Here is a 20497-nt window from a genome sequence, read left to right on the forward strand (position 1 = left end):
CAGAGAAAAACCATACTAAATAGAGAGGATTTTTTTCAGACGTGCAATGCCGGTTAGTCGCCGCGGAGGGATGGGGGATAGGGGCATAAGTGATATAAAGATAAAAACTATCTCATTGAAGAATAAAGATATTACATGAACGTTGAAAAGTTGGAGCACGATGATGAAGGCGGGAAACAGGCATAAAAAAAGCATCTTCATCGATGGTGATGAAGATGCCCATAGATAATACCGATAGAAATGAATCAGGTAATCGCAGCAAACATGCTCAGAGAGGCATCGCTTTGACCAAGCTGGACTTAACTCGTCTGCCAAAGTGGATCGATGGCAACTCGATATATTTGTATACCAAATATGAAACCGGCAAAGTTAAAATCGCCCCGACACTCCCCCAAAAATAGCGAGCGCCATTGTCGAGATTAGCTGTCAGATGTTCGAATACAATCAACAGGCTAGGATGAATCAGATAAATAGAGTAACTAATAACACCCATGAGCACCATGAATTTGTTATGAATTTTGAGCCGCGTTGTCAACAGGATGAACAGCAGCATGCTGAGATAATACGTCAAAGTATATCTCATCGTATGCCCGGGCTCCGAACCATAGGAATAGAAACTGACTAGCGGAATGACGCAAGCAAAAATCGCGATATAGTAAATCGCCTGTTTTTTAGCGAATAGATCGCCTTCCAACAAATATGAACGCCATAAACCGCCAAACATCATGAGTGACAATGCAAGCGGCAGAGCAACAGGAAATGCAGCATCCAGCTTATGTCTGGCAACTCCCATCGCCAGAGCAACAGCCAACATGACAAGCGCAGAAATAAAATTGAATCTTACCTTGTTGAGTAACCCCAGGATGAAGGCGAATACACACATGATGTAAAAGACCAGTTCAATAAACAGCGTCCAATATACGCCGACAATATCTTTCACGTGCAAAGCCGTTTGAAACATGGTGATGTTGGCCAAAATTTTCCGCAAGGGGAACTGCTCACCAAAGCAGTAAGAAACAACAAGATACAATAACAACGAGAACCAATATCCAGGGTAAAGCCTGAAAAAGCGCGAGATAAAGAAAGCTTGAACACCGCCGTTTTCACGACGAAAACTAAAGGGAATGATAAACCCGCTGATAATAAAAAATAATACGACACCTATTTTACCGACATCAAAAACATGGGAAAAAACATACTTATCGTAACCGTAAATCGGCACCAAAAAATGGGCAACAACTACACTTATCGCCGCAATCCCTCGTATCGAGTCTACATAATCCAAACGAACAGGAGTTTTATTGTCAGCGGTGGTTTTCGCCTGTTTATCTATTTGCATAGAAACCACCTGATGTTGAGAAAAATATTTATCAGTCATAATCCAGGAAAAATAAAAGCCCAAAATAGTAAAAAAAACATTAACGCGTCGGCGATGATATAGGCTTATCGGATAACATCAACACGGGAGTATCTCCTTGCAACACAGTTTTCTGGCTGTTTAACTCAATCAACGGTTGGGCGGCAGACTCTTTCGTCTTCTGTACTGGCGCGCTGCTGATTAATGCTCTCAAACCATTTGCCTGAGCTGAAGGTTGCACCACTTGCGGTTTTTGCCAATAGAGCATCGCATACTGATTACCGCTTCCCTTCAACGCAATACTTATCACACCGTCAGACGATACTTTGTAGTCACTTACGGTGAAATCGCGCGCTACCTTGGCAATTTTTTCGTAAGCCAGTGCAGCGGCTTTTGGTTGTTCATGTCGATTAAACAGACCAAAACGGTGTTCGTTGATTGCCGGATTATCACCATCATCAATAAGATCATACCACCAAATACCTTTGATATACGGTCGCGATTTAGCCAACATCGTATACTTAACAACGTATTGCGCAGCAGCAGCATCACTCAACCCGCCGGGGCCATTGTAAGTCGGCACCCCCATCTCTGTAATATAAACAGGGACTGTTTTTTGGGCGATGGCTTTTATCTTCTGTTCAAATTTGTCGATAGCGTTAAGATTATCCTCAGGTGCTCTTAAGGCTAAATCGGGTAAGCGGTAAGAATAAGGATGCACCGAAATACCATCGATGCTATTCAGGATGCCCAACTGCATGAGTCGTTTGAACCAGTTGAACCCTTCTGGCCCGATCGGACTAAGCGAACCGGCGAGAACGATGGCATCGGGGTCAGCCCGTTTGACGGCGGCGGAAGTCTTCTTAACCAGTTCAGCAAACACCTCCGGCGGTGGAACAGCTGTCTTCTTGCTCGTGCCCGTCCCTACAGTCCACTCATTCCAAACTTCGTAATATTTTACCTTTCCTTTAAAGCGCTTTGCGGTCCAGTATGCATAATTGGCAAATCCATCGATAGCCGCAGGCGTGGTGGGGTAGTCTGGTGCGTTATAGGCGGTATTGCCGTAGGCAAGAATAAGTAAAGAATTCAACCCATACTGAGAGAGGCCGTATTGATAAGCATCATCTTCCTTGGTCAATGGGCCGGTGACGTTCATCACGCCAGACGTTTGCTCCACCGCCGCCCATAAATATCCGGCTCGGAAAGAAGTAAAGCCATACTCTTTGATTAAAGACAGATAGCTGTCTGTAAGTTTGGGGTAGTGACGTAAATGAACGTTCACACCCACTTCAAACGCATTCGCGTTTCCGTATAAACCGAACAATAACGCGCCCGCAACCGCGCATGCTTTTACTATTCTCGCATAGCCTTTTACGGGGCTACGTGTGGTACCAGGCTGGATTTTCAACGCGACCTCCCGCACGCCCCAGGCAACCTGTTGGACAGGAAGCCCGATGAGGCAATTTACCATCAGAGTAATTAATAAGCTGTTTTACTGACGAACCCTTTAAATATCGTCAAGAAAACAATCTTTACATCCAACCAAACGCTCCAGTTCCGAATGTAATCAAGGTCAAATTCAACACGCTTTTCCATTTTATCCAGTGTGTCGGTTTCACCCCGCCAGCCATTTATCTGGGCCCAACCTGTGATGCCAGGCTTCATTTTATGCCGCAGCATATAACCCTTGATCAACTTACGATACTGCTCATTATGCGCAACGGCGTGAGGGCGTGGCCCTACAATCGACATGTCGCCTTTCAGCACATTGATAAATTGAGGCAGCTCATCGAGTGAAGTACGGCGCAGAAATGCCCCCACCGGTGTCACCCGCGAATCGCCCTTTGTCGCCTGAACGACTTTATCGCCATTCTCCATTACCTTCATGGAGCGGAACTTCCACACTTCAATCGCCTTGCCATCCATGCCGTATCGGCGCTGTTTGAAAATCACCGGGCCAGGAGAAGTAAACTTCACTGCGGCTGAAATCAACACCAGTACCGGTGAAATAAAGAGCAGGATAAAAATGGAGAGAACAATATCTTCCACCCGCTTTATCACCTGGTTAATACCACTCATTGGTGTATCAAACAACGAGACAACGGATACGCCGTTAATTTCTTCCGAGCGCGACTGCAACATATTAAAGGTGAATATGTCTGGAATCAGCATCACGGAACACGTGGTATCGGAAAGTTCAGTCACCGTATCCTTGATCAGCTTTTCTTGCTCCATAGGCATCGCGATATAAATCCGATCAATTCGACCACACTTAGCGTCCTCAATTAGTTGCGCTAAATCGCCACGGCGTTCGATCACACTGTCCAATGGCTCTGCACTGTCATCATAGATACCCAGTACCCGGAATCCCATCCAATGCGCATCACTCAACGTTTCCGCGAGCCGAATACCAACCGGCATCGATCCCATGATGGCGATATTACGGGTGTTAAATCCTAAATTCCGCATATATCCCAGCATCAAACGGATAGTGCTGCGTGTAATGACTAAACCGCAGCAAACAAATAAGTACCATTGAATATATACTATATATTCATTATTAAAATCATTGACAAATGCAACAGCGCCCGAAGTCATCACCAAGCTTATCGTCCAGTTTTGGATAATAAGCCGAATCTCTAACCCTGCTCGCACACCGCGCCAGGAACGATAAAAATCCGTAATGCCGCCGATCATTTGAAATATCACAATCGACGTTAATACCATAACCCAGTGTTGTATGGCGAAGCGCGTTCCTGAAATCAGACAGGATAAGTAGAGCCCGCAAAAAACGATAAAAATATCGGAAAATCGTTGCAACATTGATGTCAGGGACGCATTGGTATGCAAACTCCCACGACGGAAACCATTCATAGATAACGGCCTATTCGCTAGCATAGTATAGATGCCTTTTGTTAGTTTTCTCTGGTACCTATATTCCTAAAGCCGGGGCAATACAGCCCCGAACTTCCAATATAGCGTAAGTGCAGAGTTTAACTGCGGAGCAAGGCAAGAATTTCCTCTGTTTTCTGCTGCATCAATGACGGATTCGCCCGCGACTCAACGTTTAAGCGAACCACCGGCTCCGTGTTCGAGCTGCGTAAGTTGAATCGCCAGTCAGAAAACTCCAAACTGATACCATCGGTGTGATCGAACAGCAGCGCATCAGACCGATAGCATTCCAGGACTTTATCAATCGATGCCTGAGGATCTTGCAGATGGCTGTTAATCTCCCCGGAAGCCGGGTAGGCAGCCATGCGATCAGCCACCAATTGTCCGAGGGACATATTCTTCAGACAAAGCAATTCGGCAACCAAGAGCCATGGGATCATGCCGCTATCGCAATAAGAAAACTCGCGGAAATAGTGGTGAGCACTCATCTCACCGCCATAGACAGCATCTTCCTTACGCATGCGTTCCTTGATAAAGGCATGGCCGGTTTTCGACATGACAGGCACGCCACCGCTGGCGTTGACCACATCAATCGTGTTCCAGCTTAAGCGCGGATCGTGAATGATTTTGGCACCGGTTTCTTTCTCCAGAAACGCCGCAGCCAGAAGGCCAACAATATAGTAACCTTCAATAAAGCCGCCCTTCTCGTCAAACAGGAAGCAACGATCGAAGTCGCCATCAAACGCAATGCCCATATCGGCACCATGCGCGCGAACCGCTTGCGCCGTATCTTCACGACACTCAGGCAACAGAGGATTAGGAATACCGTTAGGGAAATTACCATCCGGCTGATGGTGAACCTTGATAAATTCGACCGGAACTTGCAGTTGCTTGAAACGTGCTTCAATGGCATCGATCACATGCCCTGCTGCACCATTGCCGGAATTGACCACCAGTTTAAGCGGCTTCAGATTTTTGACATCGATATAGCCTAGCAGGTGCTCAATATAGGCATCCTCTACGGAAATCTTACGGTAGCTGCCACGCGCAGAGGGATCCACTTCGGCAAACTCGTTCCCTTCGGCCAATCGCTGAATATCGCGTAAGCCGGTATCACCGCTGATCGGTTTGGCCTGGCTTCTCACCAGCTTCATGCCATTGTAATCCATAGGATTGTGGCTGGCGGTCACTTCAATGCCACCATCAATACCCAAATGGAAAGTCGCGAAATAAATCTCCTCGGTACCGCTGAGCCCGATATCCAGTACGTCAACGCCGGCATCACGCAAACCTTCAGCCAGCGCCAGTTTTAGCTCTTCACTGGTCAAACGAACATCGCCACCAACCACAACTTCGCGTGGTTGCAAAAACTCACCGTAAGCCCGACCGATACGATAGGCAATATCCGTATTTAACTCCTCACCTAACCGGCCACGAATGTCGTATGCTTTGAAACAAGTTAAAGTTTGAGTCATCCAAAAATCCTTACCAAAAAAATTCACGAAAACATGTCACGCTTAAGACACATCACCGTTATTTGTATTTTCCATTATCATCAATGCGAATAATATCGTCTTCACCCAAATAAGAGCCGGATTGAATTTCAATCAAATCCAATGCAATTTTTCCTGGGTTCTCTAATGAGTGTTCAGTACCTAATGGAATATAAATAGATTCGTTTTCAGTTACAAACTTTGTCTCACCGCCTTTTATAACTTTGGCGGTACCAGAAACGACCACCCAATGCTCTGAACGGTGATGGTGCATCTGCAATGAGAGTTTCTCGCCAGGTTTAACCGTTATCTTACGTACCTGAAAACGCTCGCCTTGCGCAATGGCGTCATGCTTGCCCCATGGGCGGTAGACCTCACGATGCTGCTTGCATTCCGAACGCTGTCCACGTTTCAGATGATTGACGATCTCTTTAACGTCTTGCACTTTATCTTTATTCGAGATCAACACAGCATCTTTGGTTTCAACGATAACCAAGTTATCTACACCTACCGTTGCGACCAATTTATGTTCGGCACGAATATAGTTATTTGAACAATCATGTTGCAACACATCACCAAAGGTGCTGTTGCCGTTTGCATCTTTCGCACTGATGTCCCAAAGCGCCGACCAGGAACCGACATCGCTCCACCCCGCATCCAACGGCACCACGATGGCATCCGCTGTCTGCTCCATCACCGCATAGTCTATGGACTCATCCGGGCAAAGAATGAAGGCTTCGCGATCGACACGGACAAAATCCAGATCCGGCGCCGTATGCAGCAAGGCCTGCCGACACGCAGCCAAAATATCCGGACGAAATTTATTCAACTCCTCGAGATAACGGCTGGCTTTAAACAGGAACATCCCGCTGTTCCATAAGTATTCTCCGCTGGCAAGATACTCTTTAGCCGTCGACAGATTCGGTTTTTCAACAAAGCGGGACACCCGAGAGGCATGCGCCCCATCAATACTTTCACCTTTATGGATATAACCATACCCTGTTTCCGGACCGGTCGGCACAATCCCGAAGGTCGCCAGTTTTCCTGCTTCAGCATAAGGCACCGCTTGCAATACAGCCGTACGGAATGCTTCCTCATTCTGGATAACATGATCTGCTGCCAAAACCAGCAATAAGGGATCTTCGCCGCCAGCGGTCGCCTGCAACGCGGCCAGTGCAATGGCCGGTGCCGTATTGCGCCCAACCGGCTCCAAAATAATGTTGTGGGATAAACGAGTAATCTGTCGCAACTGTTCTGCAACAATAAAACGGTGCTCTTCATTGCAGATCACCAGCGGATTTGATATCTCCAACCCATCAAGTCTGTTGACCGTGGTTTGCAACATGGAAAATTCACTGCACAACGCTAAAAACTGTTTCGGAAATAATTCTCTTGAGAGAGGCCATAAACGGCTTCCGGTACCGCCAGCCATAATTACAGGATAAATATTACTCATAATAAATCTCACCGATCAGTATTTTATGGTTTTCGCGGTATTGAACTCATGCCATTTGGCATTAATGTATTCGGTCAGCTCACTGCGAAAACGTTCCGCAGAGAATTTGCAGGCTTGAGTACGACAGTCAACAGGGCTGATTTGGTCCTGTATTTTCTCAAATTGCTCTACGGCAGCGACCAACGAAGGGACCGTTTGTTCCGAGAAGAAAAGCCCGGTAGGATTACTGACGCCAAACGGACGCACGGTTTCCAACGCGCCACCTTTACCGAAGGTGATAACGGGTGTTCCGCATGCCTGCGCCTCTACCGGCGTAATGCCGAAGTCTTCTTCAGCAGCGAAAACAAACGCTTTGGCTCTGGACATGTGATCCTGCAATACCTCATTGCTCTGGTACCCCAGGATCTCAACGTTTTTGCCCGCTTTGGCTTTGATCTTCGCCATCTCCGAGCCGTCGCCTATCACGATCAGCTTCTTGTCAGGCATCGCACTGAAAGCTTCAACGATCAAGTCCATGCGCTTATAAGGGACCATTCGCGACGCCGTAAAATAGAAATCATCCTTGTTTTCATTAAGTAAGAATCGATCCACATCAACAGGTGGATAAATAACGTCGGCTTCACGGCCATACACTTTCTTAATACGACGCGCAATAAACTGTGAATTAGCGATAAAATGGTCGACGCCGTTAGCGGTACGATAGTCCCACATGCGAATTTTGTGCAGCAACCATTTAGCCAACCGCCCTTTCATGCCCTTCATCAAGTTAGCTTCGCGCAGGTATTGATGCTGCAGATCCCAGGCATAACGGATGGGCGAATGCACATAGCTGATATGCAGCTGATCGGGTCCAGTCAGAACGCCTTTGGCCACAGCATGACTGCTGGATAGCACGACATCATGAGAGGAGACATCAAGCTGCTCAATAGCCAACGGCATCAGAGGCAAATACTTTTGGTAGCTGGTCTTGGCTTTCGGTAGATTTTGTATGAATGTGGTTGTGGCATGCTTGTTGTGAATCTGTTGTCGAGCGGCATCCGACAAAAAATCGACCACGGAATAGAGAGTAGAATCGGGATATATGTCAATAAACTCTTTTATTACGCGCTCAGCCCCTGCGTAGGTCACCAACCAATCGGCTACGACCCCGACATTTAACGACTTCTGTTCAGACATACCTCTCCCCAACTCACCTTAAATTTGAAATCCCAATACAAGAATACTCTTCACTAATGATTCGGCTTTTCTGAATCGCTGAATGATATCTTCTCAACGTCTCTTCAGATATGCCAGGCATCCGCAATTTCATAATAACGTTCTACAATTACCGAATGCCTAATATTCTAGCGCTATCTCAACTGAGTGATAATATTTTCCAACTTCCTGGCCGATTCAAGCCAGGAATAATGACCGATGTTGTTGTAGCCTTTCTCTTTGAGCTGTTCGCGCAACGATTCATCGTTGATAATTCTATTCAGTGCATCAACCATTTCCTGATGCTTATACGGGTTAAAATACAGGGCACTATCCGCCAATACTTCGGGTAAGGAGGCCTGGTTCGACGAAACGACGGGACATCCGCAAGCCTGGGCTTCCAATGGAGGAATACCAAAGCCTTCATAGAACGAAGGAAAAACAAACGCTAAAGCGCGTTGGTAAATCGCCACCAACTCTTCATCGGTGACTCGCCCTAAGAATTCAACATTCTTCATGGCGTTCTCATCATTGCCAGAGAAATCCATGCCTGAAAAATTTTTATTCTTTCCACCGATAATCTTAAGTTTAACATCCGAATTTTGACATGCGGCAGAAAAAGCGGCCAGTAAACCATGAAAATTCTTATGATAGTTAGGCGACGAAACCGCCAGCAGAAAACGCTCATCAGTATTGCTGGCACTCTCGACACTTCTGCGAGAAAAAAGATCGGATACGGCATTGGCGATCACAAAGGTATTTTTCGGATTGTAACCATAAGTCGTCGTAATTTCTTTTTTAGAAAATTCACTAACGGTCAATAGTGCACGGCTGTTTTTTAGCATGATGGGAATCAGCAGGTTATACATCAACCGAAACTTTCTAGAATAGCTCTGCGGGAATTTCTTATAAGTCACGTCATGATGAGTCACGACCTTATTCTTATACCACAGCGGCGCAGTATTCCCTAAATTGATCAACAATGGATTGCCATTGGCTTTCAGATATTTTGGCAGGTCACGTTGTTCCCATTGATGCCCGGTTCGATGTCCAACCACCTTTACATTGAGCAACTCAGCAGCTTTCGTATTCTTTATATCACCAGGTGAAACAAAAAAGATATCGTCGCGTAGTTCCCGTAGCGCCAGGCTAATCTGTTCGGCAAAGCGCTGCACCCCTGTTAACTCTTGTGTGAGAAATCGTGCATTAACAACAATCATATATACCTCTATGACGACGCCACTATACAATTCAAGCTTATCGTGTCTGCGCTTGGAGCCTTTGGGCATCAGCCATCTTAGAAAACTCATCTTGTCTAAATGACAAAAGCAAAGCAGAAATAATAATCGAGAAAACATACCCTGGATAATTAGTAATCGGGTTGTTATAAACTAAGTTGATAGATAGCGAAATCATCCAATACAGGAATACGCCCGTATAGAACTGTCCATAGCGGACTTTATTATACAGTTTCAGCAAAATAATTGACGCAGCAAGTAAGAAGATGAAAATTCCCACTCCGCCATAGTTGGAAAGCAAGAAGATATAGATACTGTCCAACGGCAGCGCAGCATCATCACCGACCGCGGCATTACCGTTAACGCCATAACCTGCTCCGGTAAAAATTGAATAGGTGTCACTATTTCTCACTTCTTCAATCAGTAAGATCCTTTCCAGAATACTTTGCTCTGCATAATTATTATCGCTTGAATAGATAGATTTATAGATCCCCATGTCCGTCATGGTTGCGTAGAAGAATGATGACAATGCCACGCATACAAGCACCACACTGGCTAAACTGGCTTTCAACGATAGGAAGCGGCGAATAAAAAGATAACCAAAATAGATACTGGCCATAATCATGGCGGTTTTCGATGTGGAACAGACAATACCGGCCGAGACAATGAGCATATATCTCAGGCGATTTTTCTTACTAACAAATGTGCTTAATATCAGACCGAAGAATAAAAATTCAGATAATGTAAAAGGACTACTAAAAAGACCTATCGCCCTAAAGAATCCGCTTGCGGTGCGTAAGATTATCCCATTATCTTTTCCCACTTGCGTAAACTGTAATCCAGGAGTCACCCCGGTTAGCGCATAAAGCAAACCTGAAAACACGCTTTCCAGTATGGCGAAAATAGCATTAACAACGGTAACTATGACGTAAACTTTAATCAACCTTATCAGCAACTTCATGCGATGTTCAGGTTCAAGACACACCAAGAGAGCGGCAACCAACAACGATGAATAGGTAAACAACTCGAAGCGGAACTGCGTAACGACGTTACCAATTTTAAAATTGCTGTTAAGAATAGAAATCAGAACATATGACAGGGAAAGCACAACCATGCCAATAAAAAGCAGTAGGTAGCTTCTAAAACCGGGGCCGGTTCTACTCTTACTTGCCACCAGATAAAGCAGTAAAAATGCCGGTAATGCCAAAGAATAGACATCTTTATAAAGCAGTATCAGGCGCGTCGTATTGTGAGCGACGATATTGATAACCCCACTGATTGAAATTACTACCAGATAGGTGATAACAAAATAGTCTGCGAATTTTTTCGATGAGAATCCCATATCAGCTCTTATAAACCTCTTGATAACCCGCAGCCAACCGCCCGGCGTCAAAGGGATTCACATCAACAAACTCGACGCGCTCATTTTTTAAGATTCGCAGTTTTTCCAACGTAAATTCACTCAGCTGATATACATTGGGGTAATGTTCAGCGATTTCAGCAACGCCACCGGCGAAAGAAGTGAAGACGTGCTTGCCGGCAGCAGCCGTTTCCGCTACTGCTCGCCCAAACGGTTCATTCCAGAGTGTAGGCAAATAAACCATATCAATCTGAGCCAGGAAGGATTCTACCGGCACAAACCCCAACAGATGGACACCCGCCTCCTCCGCCCTAAGTTGCAAGGCGCGGCCTTCATCCGAGGAGGAAAAACGCCCGGCAGCGTAAAACTCCACCTCACCAGATATCGTCATTTCCAACGCTTTGGCGCAGAACGCCTTGAACCCTTTATCTGCGGTCAAACGGCCAATAAAGCCAATCCGGATAACCGACGACGATTGGTCGGCAACATGACTTTTTTTTATCGGATTGTAGATGTGACTATGTCGGGCATTAATGGCAAAACCATTATCTTGATGCAATGCAGAGATGTACTTGCTGATGCCGACAAACCTATCGACATTCTTGCTTTTTCGCTTTTTCACCATAGATGTCAACTGGACCGCTGCAGAACCTACATCCATATTTTCCCCATGTTGAAACAGCGTACAGTTATGGTGAAAGAGATAATAGTCACGAGCCGTATGGACGAGTTTTATATTCCTTTTTTTGACACAGCCCCAAATCGCAACAGAAAAGCCACTGATGTTATTGGTATGTACCACATCGGGATTAAAATCATCCAACTCTCTGGAGAAAGACTTTCCCATCATTGGATTGAAATTGTCAACCAAATGCCAGACGACTTTTGACAACTTCCCTTTTTGCTCATTACTGAAAGGCCAGTACAGATTTTTCAGCGGTAAATAAACCACCTCGACGCCATTTATTTCCGTCTGCTTTCTGAACTTTTCATCGTGTAAACAAACTACGCGAACTCTATCGCCTTTTGAAACCAGCTCTTCCGCCAAAAGTTGCACAGACACTTCCGCGCCGCCAACCTTGAATGGTGCATATAATGTATTAACAATTAATATATTCATAATAGCCGGTTTTTATCAGGTATTTCGGCGCCGTAAGACGAAGCGCTTTAGATAAAGCGAGGTTATAAAGACACTTATAACCTCTTGAAGGGAGATTTGCTTTCTTACGCGTCTTTACTGCCAGATTTGTATTCGTACTGGTAGTAACCGTAGTTGCCATAGTAGCTGCTTGCGCGACGTTCAACGGCGTTCAGAATAATACCTTTGATCTCGATACCGTTTTGATCGAATCTACGCACGCTGATCTCGAGTTCTTTAACCGTGTTCATACCGAAGCGCGCGATCATCAGCGCCGTACCGACATGGTGGCCAATAATTGCCGCATCGGTGACAGCCAGGATAGGCGGGGTATCGATCAGAACCAGATCATAATGCTTGTCCGCCCATTCGACCAAATCGGCAAAACGGCTGTGCATCAGCAACTCAGAAGGATTCGGTGGAATCTGACCGCGAGGAATAAAGTCCATTCCGTTGATTTGCGTAGGACGAACCGCGCTGGCAGCATCGATTTTGCCTGACAAAATATCAGATAAACCATTCTGCCAATTGGCATCCAGCAGTGTGTGTGAATACCCTTTTCGCATATCGGCGTCGATAACCAGCACACGCTGCCCTGCCTGAGCGATAACCGCCGCCAGGTTGATACTGACAAACGTTTTACCGATGTTTGGACTGGCGCCGGAAATCATCAACACATTATTCTTCGCTTCCATCATCGCAAAATGCAGGCTGGTGCGCAGACTGCGAACGGCTTCGATGGCAAGGTCAGCCGGGTTACCGACGGCAAGCAACGAGTTGGCGCGCGTATTGGACTTGCGATGAGTGCGCAGCAAGACTTCACGGTCTTTTTTCTGCTGCCATTCAGACAATGGAATGCTGGCGTAGACGTTGATTCCCCGCTGCTCCAACTCGTCAGGGCTCTCGATTCCATGGTGCAGCATGGTTTTAAGCACCACGATGCCGATGGATAACATCCCGCCCAATACCACACACAGCAGAACAATCAAAGTCTTACGTGGCTGAACCGGTTTTGGCTGAGTCACCGCCGGATCGACAATACGCACATTACCCACGGTACTGGCTTTGGTGATCCCAAGCTCTTGTTGCTTATTCAGCAGCTGCATGTAGATTTCTTTACCCGCATCAACATCTCGGGTTAGCCGCAAGATTTCCTGCTGCGTCTTAGGCATTACGCTAATACGTTTGTTCAGCTTCGCGCGTTCCCCTTCCAGGGTCCCACGCTTCTCCATCAAAGCACGATATGCCGGGTGCTCTTTAGTGTACAGCTTCGATATCTCAGCTTCTTTGAAGGTCAACTCATTCAGTTGTGCCTCGACAGAAACCACGCTGTCCAGCATAGACTTGGCTTCGAGCGACAGATCGACGGAGTCATTGTCCTGACGGAACTTATTCAGCTTATCTTCAGCGATGTCCAGCGAGGTTCTCACCTGCGGCAGTTGCTCTTTCAGGAATTCGAGGCTCTTGGCCGCTTCTTCCGACTTACGCTCAACGTTCTGCAGCAAATAATTTTTCGAAATGCTGTCGAGCGTTTTACCCACCAGCTCAGGATCTTCCCCTTGCAAGGTCAACGCCAACACGCCGGTGTCCTTGGCTTTATCTTCAACCGTCAACGCCGCGAGCAACGCGTTAATAGCCATCAGATCGCTGCGCTTGGTCACTTTGAAGACCGTACCAGGCGCCGCGTCAATTTCGCTGACCAGCATGGTCACGCCTTTTTGATTGACCAGCTCACCCGTTTTGCCTTTGAGGAATTCATCACCATCAACGCTGAGAGCGAAACTGTTTTTATCAATCACTTCCAGCTCAAGGTCTTTCTCATTCCATGAATAAGGAATAGACAAACGCGACAAGGCTATCTTGCCGGGTTCGTTCCCCATCAAACGATTCCAACCCTGCCCAAAAATCGGGAAGTATTTTTGTTCGACGACCGTATTCAGATTCAAATCTGCGACGGTTTTGCCGAGCACCATGCGGGATTTGATCAACTCAATCTCCGCCGCAGAGCCAGGCTGTGCCGTAGGCAACATTTCGGAAAGGTTGTTGAGGATCGAGTTACCCGAACTTTGTTCAACTTGAATCAATGCATCCGACTGGTACACAGGCGTAGCGAACAGAGAATAGACGATGCCGATCACGGCAAAGAATGTCGTAATCCCTATAATCAGCCACCGATGATCCAGCAGCGTTCCCAGCAACCGACCTAAATCAATCTCATCATTACTTGCGCCCGCAGCCGGACCCAGTTTGCTATTATCAATCATTGTCATCTCTGGTTAACGATTTAATGCTTTTGCCCATTTCTGCGCAGCTTCAGCCAGAAGGTTATATACAAACTCAAACGCTTCGTGACTCTTCTTATACGGATCAGGAACTTCGGCCTGCCCCAGCCAGTGAGCGAACAGCATGGTTTTCCCCCTGACTTCGGGGGCTAAACGGCAAACGGCCTCAATGTGACTTTTTTCCATCACCAGTATCAGCGAATATTCACGACACATTTCCTTGGTCAACTGCTGTGCAACATGGTTATCCAAAGAAAGACCATGCTCTTCCGCCACCGCCACCGCAGCCTCATCCGCCGGCTTACCGACGAGTGCGCCGATACCGGCCGACGCGATTTTTTTTTGTGGCAGATGTTTTTTCAACAGCCGCTCCCCCGTCGGAGAACGGCAGATATTTCCAACACAGACAACCAAAACAGAATCAAACATAGCGTATCCTCTACGGCCAGTTACGAATACGCAGCGTACCTTCCGTCAGGTTGTTGAAGCCGTCAATGGTTGGCACCAACTGCGTAACCAGACGATTCCAACGAGCGACCGGCGCCGCAGTGACATAGACAATGTCATAAGGCTGAAGGTGGAACTCCGCCCCCATCACCATGGCTGTCGCATCCGACATATTCAACTGATAGATGTTCGCCAGTTTATTGCCCTGAGTGCCATGCAGAGGTCGAATAACGAAAATGCCTGTCGCATCAGCACTGGACTGCGCTATCCCTTGGCTTGCTCCCAACGCTTCCGTCAACGTCATACCGCTGCGATCCATCTTAAGCGTGGCCGGCGTTCTGACTTCCCCCATCACAAATACTTTCAGGTCGTCATTACGCGGGATATACAGAATATCGCCAGGATAGAGCAGGCGGTTTTGCGTCAGATCGCCATTCTGCATCAGCTTTTGCAGAGACAGATTCGACTCTTTGCCATTGTGCGTGAGAATAATATTGCGCCAGTCTGCATTTTCGGTCAGCCCGCCGGCGGCATTGATGGCATCCATCACCGTCAATGGCACGTTAGTAATCGGTTGTTGCCCCGACTTGGCGACTTCCCCCGTCACATACGCTTTCTGAGAACGGAAAGCGGCGATATTGACGTCAACCTGTGGGCTTTCTATATATTGCGCCAGTCTCCTGGCGATTTGATCGCGGATCTCGGTGACCGTTTTGCCTACCACGCTCACCTTGCCGATATAAGGGTAGAAAATTGAACCGTCGGCATGCACCCAGTTACCGGTGTCACTGGCGCTGCGGTATTGACCAGCCGGCGTTGTCAACTCAGGGTGATCCCAGACCGTCACGTTAATAACGTCACCCACCCCAATCCGGTATTCATATTTGCTCAGCGACGCATCCAATTGCGCATTGGACTGGGCGATCACTTTCGCAGGACGCAACGAATCCAGCAGCTTAGGCGTCATAGGGTAAATATTAACCAGCTTATCAATGTCGAAGTCAGCATCTTCTTGTTTTACGACTTCTTTTCCACTGGTCGATAAATGGGTTCCAGGAAACACCGTGCATCCACTAATTACGCTGATTGATATCAATAGCGATATCACTTTCAATTGTCGTTTTGCCATCAAATTATCATCACTTTCAAGTAAATGTATCTGCAAAGCTACAATGCTAGCCAACCGTGGCTGCGTCGCTGTAACCTTATCAAAATGCCTGACACTTGCTGCGCCGTCTCTCAATAAGCGCCCTGTTGCAATTTTCAAAAACGTTTATCTGCCGTTGATAAGAGCAAAGCTATTATTGGCAAGATAAATAAGCTGAGAAGCCTCTCATTGGCGAAAATCGATGCCGGGGCCGATTCGGGCTTTAATTTGTATTAATAACAGTATATTGCAGAGTAGCCTGGCAAGTTCGTGCAAAAATCACTCGCCAAGGCAACTCAACAACCCGCTATTGAATGTATACTAATATAAAAATTGAGACAGTGAAATTCCCCAAAATTCAACCACTCTCCTGATTTCCTTACAGTGATCTGGCCGATGGGAAACCATCCAGTCTAGTTCAAAACGCCAGCTGTTCAGCCCATTCCCGGAAAGCCTTGCCCTGAGTAGGATGACGCAAACCGTAGGTGACAAAAGCCCGCAAGTACCCCAGTTTTTCACCACAGTTGAACGACTCCCCAACCAACTCTGTTGCCTCTACCGGTTTGTGTTTCAACAATTCGGCAATCGCATCGGTCAGTTGAATACGGCCCCAGGCCCCCGGTTTGGTCGTCTCCAGAAGAGGCCAAATATCCGCTGACAACACATAACGTCCCACCGCCGAATAGTTGGATTCCAACTTGGTTTCCGGCGCCGGTTTTTCGATAATCGACGTGATACGAGCGCTTTCGCCGGGAGCCAGGCTGCTGGCTTCACAGTGCACCACAGAATAGTCATGCAGGACGTGTTCATCCGCCGTCTGAACCAACACCTGGCTCAGACCGGTTTGTTCAAAGCGCGCAATCATGTGTGACAGATTGTCTTTCTTCAAATCGGCTTTTGCGTCATCCAGCAAGATATCCGGCAACAGAACGACAAACGGCGAATCACCGACCAAAGGTTTGGCACAGAGCACCGCGTGGCCCAACCCCTTTGGCTGCCCCTGCCGGATATGCATCAGCGTGACGCCTTTTGGCGTTATCGACTGCACCTCATCCAACAGTTGCCGTTTCACACGAGCCTCCAGCATCGCCTCCAATTCGAATGAGGTATCAAAATGGTTTTCGATGGCGTTCTTAGAAGAATGCGTCACCAAGATGATCTCTTTGATCCCGGCAGCAACACATTCATTGACAATGTATTGAATCAGCGGTTTATCTACGATCGGCAACATTTCTTTCGGAATCGCCTTGGTCGCCGGAAGCATACGCATACCCAGCCCTGCCACAGGAATAACCGCTTTCAACTTCGTCATAGTAGCCCTCATTCAATCTGGTGATCGCTTTCAGCCGCAGTGGCGACAGCCTGTTACTTATTCAACGTCTGCTTCAACCAGCGGCTGAAGTTTTCGCCTTCGGAACCGTGACGCAATCCATACTGCACAAATGCCTTCATGTAGCCAAGCTTGTCACCACAATCATGGGATTTACCGCTCATATGGAACGCTTCCACCGTTTGTTCCTCCATCAACATCGCGATCGCATCGGTCAGTTGGATCTCATCGCCCGCGCCGGGTGGGGTCTTTTCAAGCAACGGCCAAATATCGGCGGCAAGCACATAACGACCAACAACCGCCAGATTGGAAGGCGCATCCTCGCGAGCCGGCTTCTCTACCACGGCCGTCATCGGCGCACTTTCACCCGCAGCGAGCGTCGCGCCCGCGCAGTCAACTACGCCGTATTTAGACACATCCTGTTCCGGCACCGGTTCAACCATAATCTGACTGAATCCCGTCTCGTCGAAACGCTGGAGCATTCTGGCCAGATTATCTGTGCGCAGATCCGCGGTTGCATCATCCAGCAAAACATCCGGAAGCAGCACCACAAAAGGAGAATCGCCTACCATCGGCTTGGCGCACAATACGGCATGTCCCAACCCTTTCGCCTGGCCCTGGCGCACTTGCATCACGGTCACATCCGGCGGGCAAATACTTTGCACTTCAGCCAGCAACTGGCGCTTTACGCGCGCTTCGAGCATCGCTTCCAGTTCAAAAGAAGTGTCGAAGTGGTTTTCAATCGCATTTTTTGATGAATGGGTAACCAAAACGATGTCTTTGATGCCAGCCGCTACGCACTCACTGACGATGTACTGAATTAAGGGCTTATCGACCACCGGCAACATTTCTTTAGGGATGGCTTTGGTTGCCGGCAACATTCGGGTTCCCAGGCCCGCTACAGGGATCACTGCCTTGAGTCTTTTCTGCATTTTCATTCCAATTCATCGTGGCGCTGCATCCCCACGGCAAGTAAAAAGGGAACATTCATCAAGCATGCTACCGCCCTTGGCTTGCAGCTACCAAAGTACTGTTATTGACGTTTTCACTCACGTCACCCCGTGAGCCAAATCACTTTTTGTAAAGCGGCATTTGCTCTTAATCTGGATTGCCGCACCGCTCACAAAACAATAAAAAAACTGGAGCCTTTATAACCAAACAATGTTAGTTACTGACGTTTATATGGCTAGGATTCTTATACTAATGTCCAAGTGATACAAGCCTTAGATCCCCCCAGCCAGCCGTTTTCAGAATAAGACTACTCATGCCACATACCGTAACGAGTCCCTGACGCGGAGAGAGATTTTAATATTTTGATTTAAATAGATTTATAGAGACGTTCTTTTTATGAGCGAGGCGTATCCCGGCAAAAACAGCCTGATACCGCCCGCCGCTTTCATGCCCAGTATCGGCGAGCAATATTTGTTGCGCCAAGTCTTGCAACGCCCGTTTTTGTCGACATGTCCCGGATTAAAGTTGAATTTTGCCGCCTCAGCGCCCATCATTCCCGTGCGGCATAAGCCGTAGAACTTACAGGTGAAATTGGGCGTATGGAATGGATCGCTGATCCAACAATTTGGGCCGGCCTGGCCACATTGGTCGTGCTGGAAATCGTTCTGGGTATAGACAACCTTGTCTTCATCGCCATTCTGGCGGATAAACTACCAAAACAACAAAGAGATAAGGCTCGTGTCGTCGGTCTGTTGCTGGCGCTGGTGATGCGTCTGGCGTTGCTCGCCTCCATCTCGTGGCTGGCGACGCTGACCAAGCCGATGTTCATCGTTGCGGAGCACCCCTTCAGCGGCCGCGATCTGATCATGCTGGTCGGTGGGATATTCCTGCTGTTCAAAGCCACCATGGAGCTGAACGAGCGGCTGGAAGGCAAGGATGAAGAGCAGCACGGCACACGCAAAGGCGCGCGTTTCTGGCCGGTGGTGGCGCAGATCGTGGTGCTGGACGCCGTCTTCTCACTCGACTCGGTGATCACCGCGGTCGGCATGGTCGACCACCTGGCGGTGATGATGATCGCGGTCTGTATCGCCATCGGCCTGATGCTGCTGGCCAGCAAACCGTTGACGCGCTTCGTCAACGCTCACCCGACTATCGTCATCCTGTGCCTGAGCTTCCTGCTGATGATCGGCTTCAGCCTGGTGGCGGAGGGCTTCGGCTATCACATTCCGAAAGGCTACCTCTACGCGGCGATCGGCTTCTCGGTGATGATCGAAGCCTTGAACCAACTGGCGCAGTTCAACCGCCGCCGCTTCCTGTCAAAGGTGCGGCCGCTGCGCGAACGTACCGCCGAGGCGGTGCTGCGCATGCTGAGCGGCAAACATGAAGAAGCCGAGGTCGACAGTCATTCCGCCAATCTGCTGGCCGACAGCGACAGCGAAAACGGCGAGATCTTCAATCAGCAAGAGCGGCGCATGATCGAACGCGTGTTGGGCATGGCGCAGCGCACGGTCAGCAGCATCATGACCTCGCGTCACGACGTCGAATACCTTGAGCTGAACGATCCGCAGGAGAAGCTGACGCAATTGCTGGAGCGCAATCAACACACGCGCATCGTGGTGGTAGAAAGCAGCGCCAGCGACGAACCGCTGGGTGTGATCCACACTATCGACGTCCTCAAACAGCAGTTGGCGCAGGCGCCGCTGGATCTGCGCGCGCTGATACGCCAACCGTTGATCTTCCCGGAGCAGCTCACGCTGTTGAGCGCCCTTGAGCAATTCCGCCAGGCACAGACGCACTTTGCCTTTGTGGTCGATGAGTTCGGTTCCGTCGAAGGCATCGTCACCCTGACGGACGTGATGGAAACCATCGCCGGCAACCTGCCGGAGGCCGGCGAAGAGGTGGACGCACGCCACGACATTCAGCAAAACGAGGACGGCAGTTGGACCGCCAACGGCTATATGCCGCTGGAAGATCTGGTGTTGTACCTGCCGATGCCGCTGGAAGAAAAGCGCGAATACCACACGCTGGCGGGACTGCTGATGGAACACAGCCAGCGCGTGCCGCAAGAAGGCGAACAAATCACGATCGGTGACTACCTGTTCGAGCCGTTGGAGGTCAACAGCCACCGTATCCTGAAAGTGAAGATCACCCCGCCTCCCCCACCGGAGGACTACGAGGTTTAACATTGAGGCCGGGCATTGCCCGGCCTTGG

General features: G+C 48.3%; 15 protein-coding genes. 1 reads left to right on the forward strand and 14 read right to left on the reverse strand.

Translation table 11 applies throughout. The annotated features are described in order from the left end of the window. Nucleotides 1–268 precede the first annotated feature (268 nt). The 14 genes from J9788_RS10605 to galU (J9788_RS10670) form a co-directional block, all read right to left on the reverse strand. Nucleotides 269–1339 (reverse strand): acyltransferase, encoded by a 1071-nt coding sequence (locus tag J9788_RS10605; RefSeq protein ID WP_182264842.1) that lies wholly within the window; start codon nucleotides 1337–1339, stop codon nucleotides 269–271. A gap of 79 nt (nucleotides 1340–1418) precedes the next feature. Beyond that, on the reverse strand, nucleotides 1419–2765 hold the full coding sequence (locus J9788_RS10610) for a cellulase family glycosylhydrolase (RefSeq protein ID WP_227414548.1): 1347 nt from the start codon (nucleotides 2763–2765) through the stop codon (nucleotides 1419–1421). Between the two features lie 71 nt (nucleotides 2766–2836). Beyond that, nucleotides 2837–4231: an undecaprenyl-phosphate glucose phosphotransferase gene (wcaJ, locus tag J9788_RS10615; RefSeq protein ID WP_033650763.1), complete on the reverse strand. Its 1395-nt coding sequence runs from the start codon at nucleotides 4229–4231 to the stop codon at nucleotides 2837–2839. Nucleotides 4232–4350: 119 nt separating this feature from the next. After that, on the reverse strand, nucleotides 4351–5724 hold the full coding sequence (gene cpsG / locus J9788_RS10620; RefSeq protein WP_033650612.1) for a phosphomannomutase CpsG: 1374 nt from the start codon (nucleotides 5722–5724) through the stop codon (nucleotides 4351–4353). A gap of 58 nt (nucleotides 5725–5782) precedes the next feature. After that, nucleotides 5783–7198 (reverse strand): mannose-1-phosphate guanylyltransferase/mannose-6-phosphate isomerase, encoded by a 1416-nt coding sequence (locus J9788_RS10625; protein ID WP_182264844.1) that lies wholly within the window; start codon nucleotides 7196–7198, stop codon nucleotides 5783–5785. 15 nt (nucleotides 7199–7213) lie between these two features. Further along, on the reverse strand, nucleotides 7214–8374 hold the full coding sequence (locus J9788_RS10630; RefSeq protein ID WP_033650610.1) for a glycosyltransferase family 4 protein: 1161 nt from the start codon (nucleotides 8372–8374) through the stop codon (nucleotides 7214–7216). Between the two features lie 173 nt (nucleotides 8375–8547). Next, nucleotides 8548–9612, reverse strand: a complete 1065-nt coding sequence (locus J9788_RS10635; RefSeq protein WP_182264845.1) for a glycosyltransferase family 1 protein — start codon at nucleotides 9610–9612, stop codon at nucleotides 8548–8550. A 37-nt stretch (nucleotides 9613–9649) separates the two neighbouring features. Continuing rightward, a complete protein-coding gene (locus J9788_RS10640; protein WP_182264846.1) occupies nucleotides 9650–10972 on the reverse strand; it encodes a hypothetical protein in 1323 nt (440 codons plus the stop codon). 1 nt (nucleotide 10973) lies between these two features. After that, nucleotides 10974–12110, reverse strand: coding sequence for a glycosyltransferase family 4 protein (locus J9788_RS10645; RefSeq protein ID WP_182264847.1), 1137 nt, complete (start codon nucleotides 12108–12110; stop codon nucleotides 10974–10976). A 104-nt stretch (nucleotides 12111–12214) separates the two neighbouring features. Then, nucleotides 12215–14392 (reverse strand): tyrosine-protein kinase Wzc, encoded by a 2178-nt coding sequence (gene wzc / locus J9788_RS10650; RefSeq protein WP_182264848.1) that lies wholly within the window; start codon nucleotides 14390–14392, stop codon nucleotides 12215–12217. 12 nt (nucleotides 14393–14404) lie between these two features. Continuing rightward, nucleotides 14405–14839, reverse strand: a complete 435-nt coding sequence (locus J9788_RS10655; protein ID WP_182264849.1) for a protein tyrosine phosphatase — start codon at nucleotides 14837–14839, stop codon at nucleotides 14405–14407. A 10-nt stretch (nucleotides 14840–14849) separates the two neighbouring features. Beyond that, complete coding sequence (locus tag J9788_RS10660; RefSeq protein ID WP_182265119.1) at nucleotides 14850–15986, reverse strand: polysaccharide export protein; 1137 nt, start codon at nucleotides 15984–15986, stop codon at nucleotides 14850–14852. Between the two features lie 436 nt (nucleotides 15987–16422). After that, nucleotides 16423–17316: a UTP--glucose-1-phosphate uridylyltransferase GalU gene (galU, locus tag J9788_RS10665; RefSeq protein WP_182264850.1), complete on the reverse strand. Its 894-nt coding sequence runs from the start codon at nucleotides 17314–17316 to the stop codon at nucleotides 16423–16425. 53 nt (nucleotides 17317–17369) lie between these two features. Next, on the reverse strand, nucleotides 17370–18266 hold the full coding sequence (gene galU, locus J9788_RS10670) for a UTP--glucose-1-phosphate uridylyltransferase GalU (RefSeq protein ID WP_182265120.1): 897 nt from the start codon (nucleotides 18264–18266) through the stop codon (nucleotides 17370–17372). A gap of 618 nt (nucleotides 18267–18884) precedes the next feature. Between galU (J9788_RS10670) and J9788_RS10675 the strand changes: the two genes are divergently transcribed. Further along, nucleotides 18885–20468: a TerC family protein gene (locus J9788_RS10675; protein ID WP_033642457.1), complete on the forward strand. Its 1584-nt coding sequence runs from the start codon at nucleotides 18885–18887 to the stop codon at nucleotides 20466–20468. Nucleotides 20469–20497 lie beyond the last annotated feature (29 nt).

This window comes from Serratia sp. X10, assembly GCF_017811775.1.
In the GTDB taxonomy this organism is placed as follows: Bacteria; Pseudomonadota; Gammaproteobacteria; order Enterobacterales; family Enterobacteriaceae; genus Serratia; species Serratia ureilytica.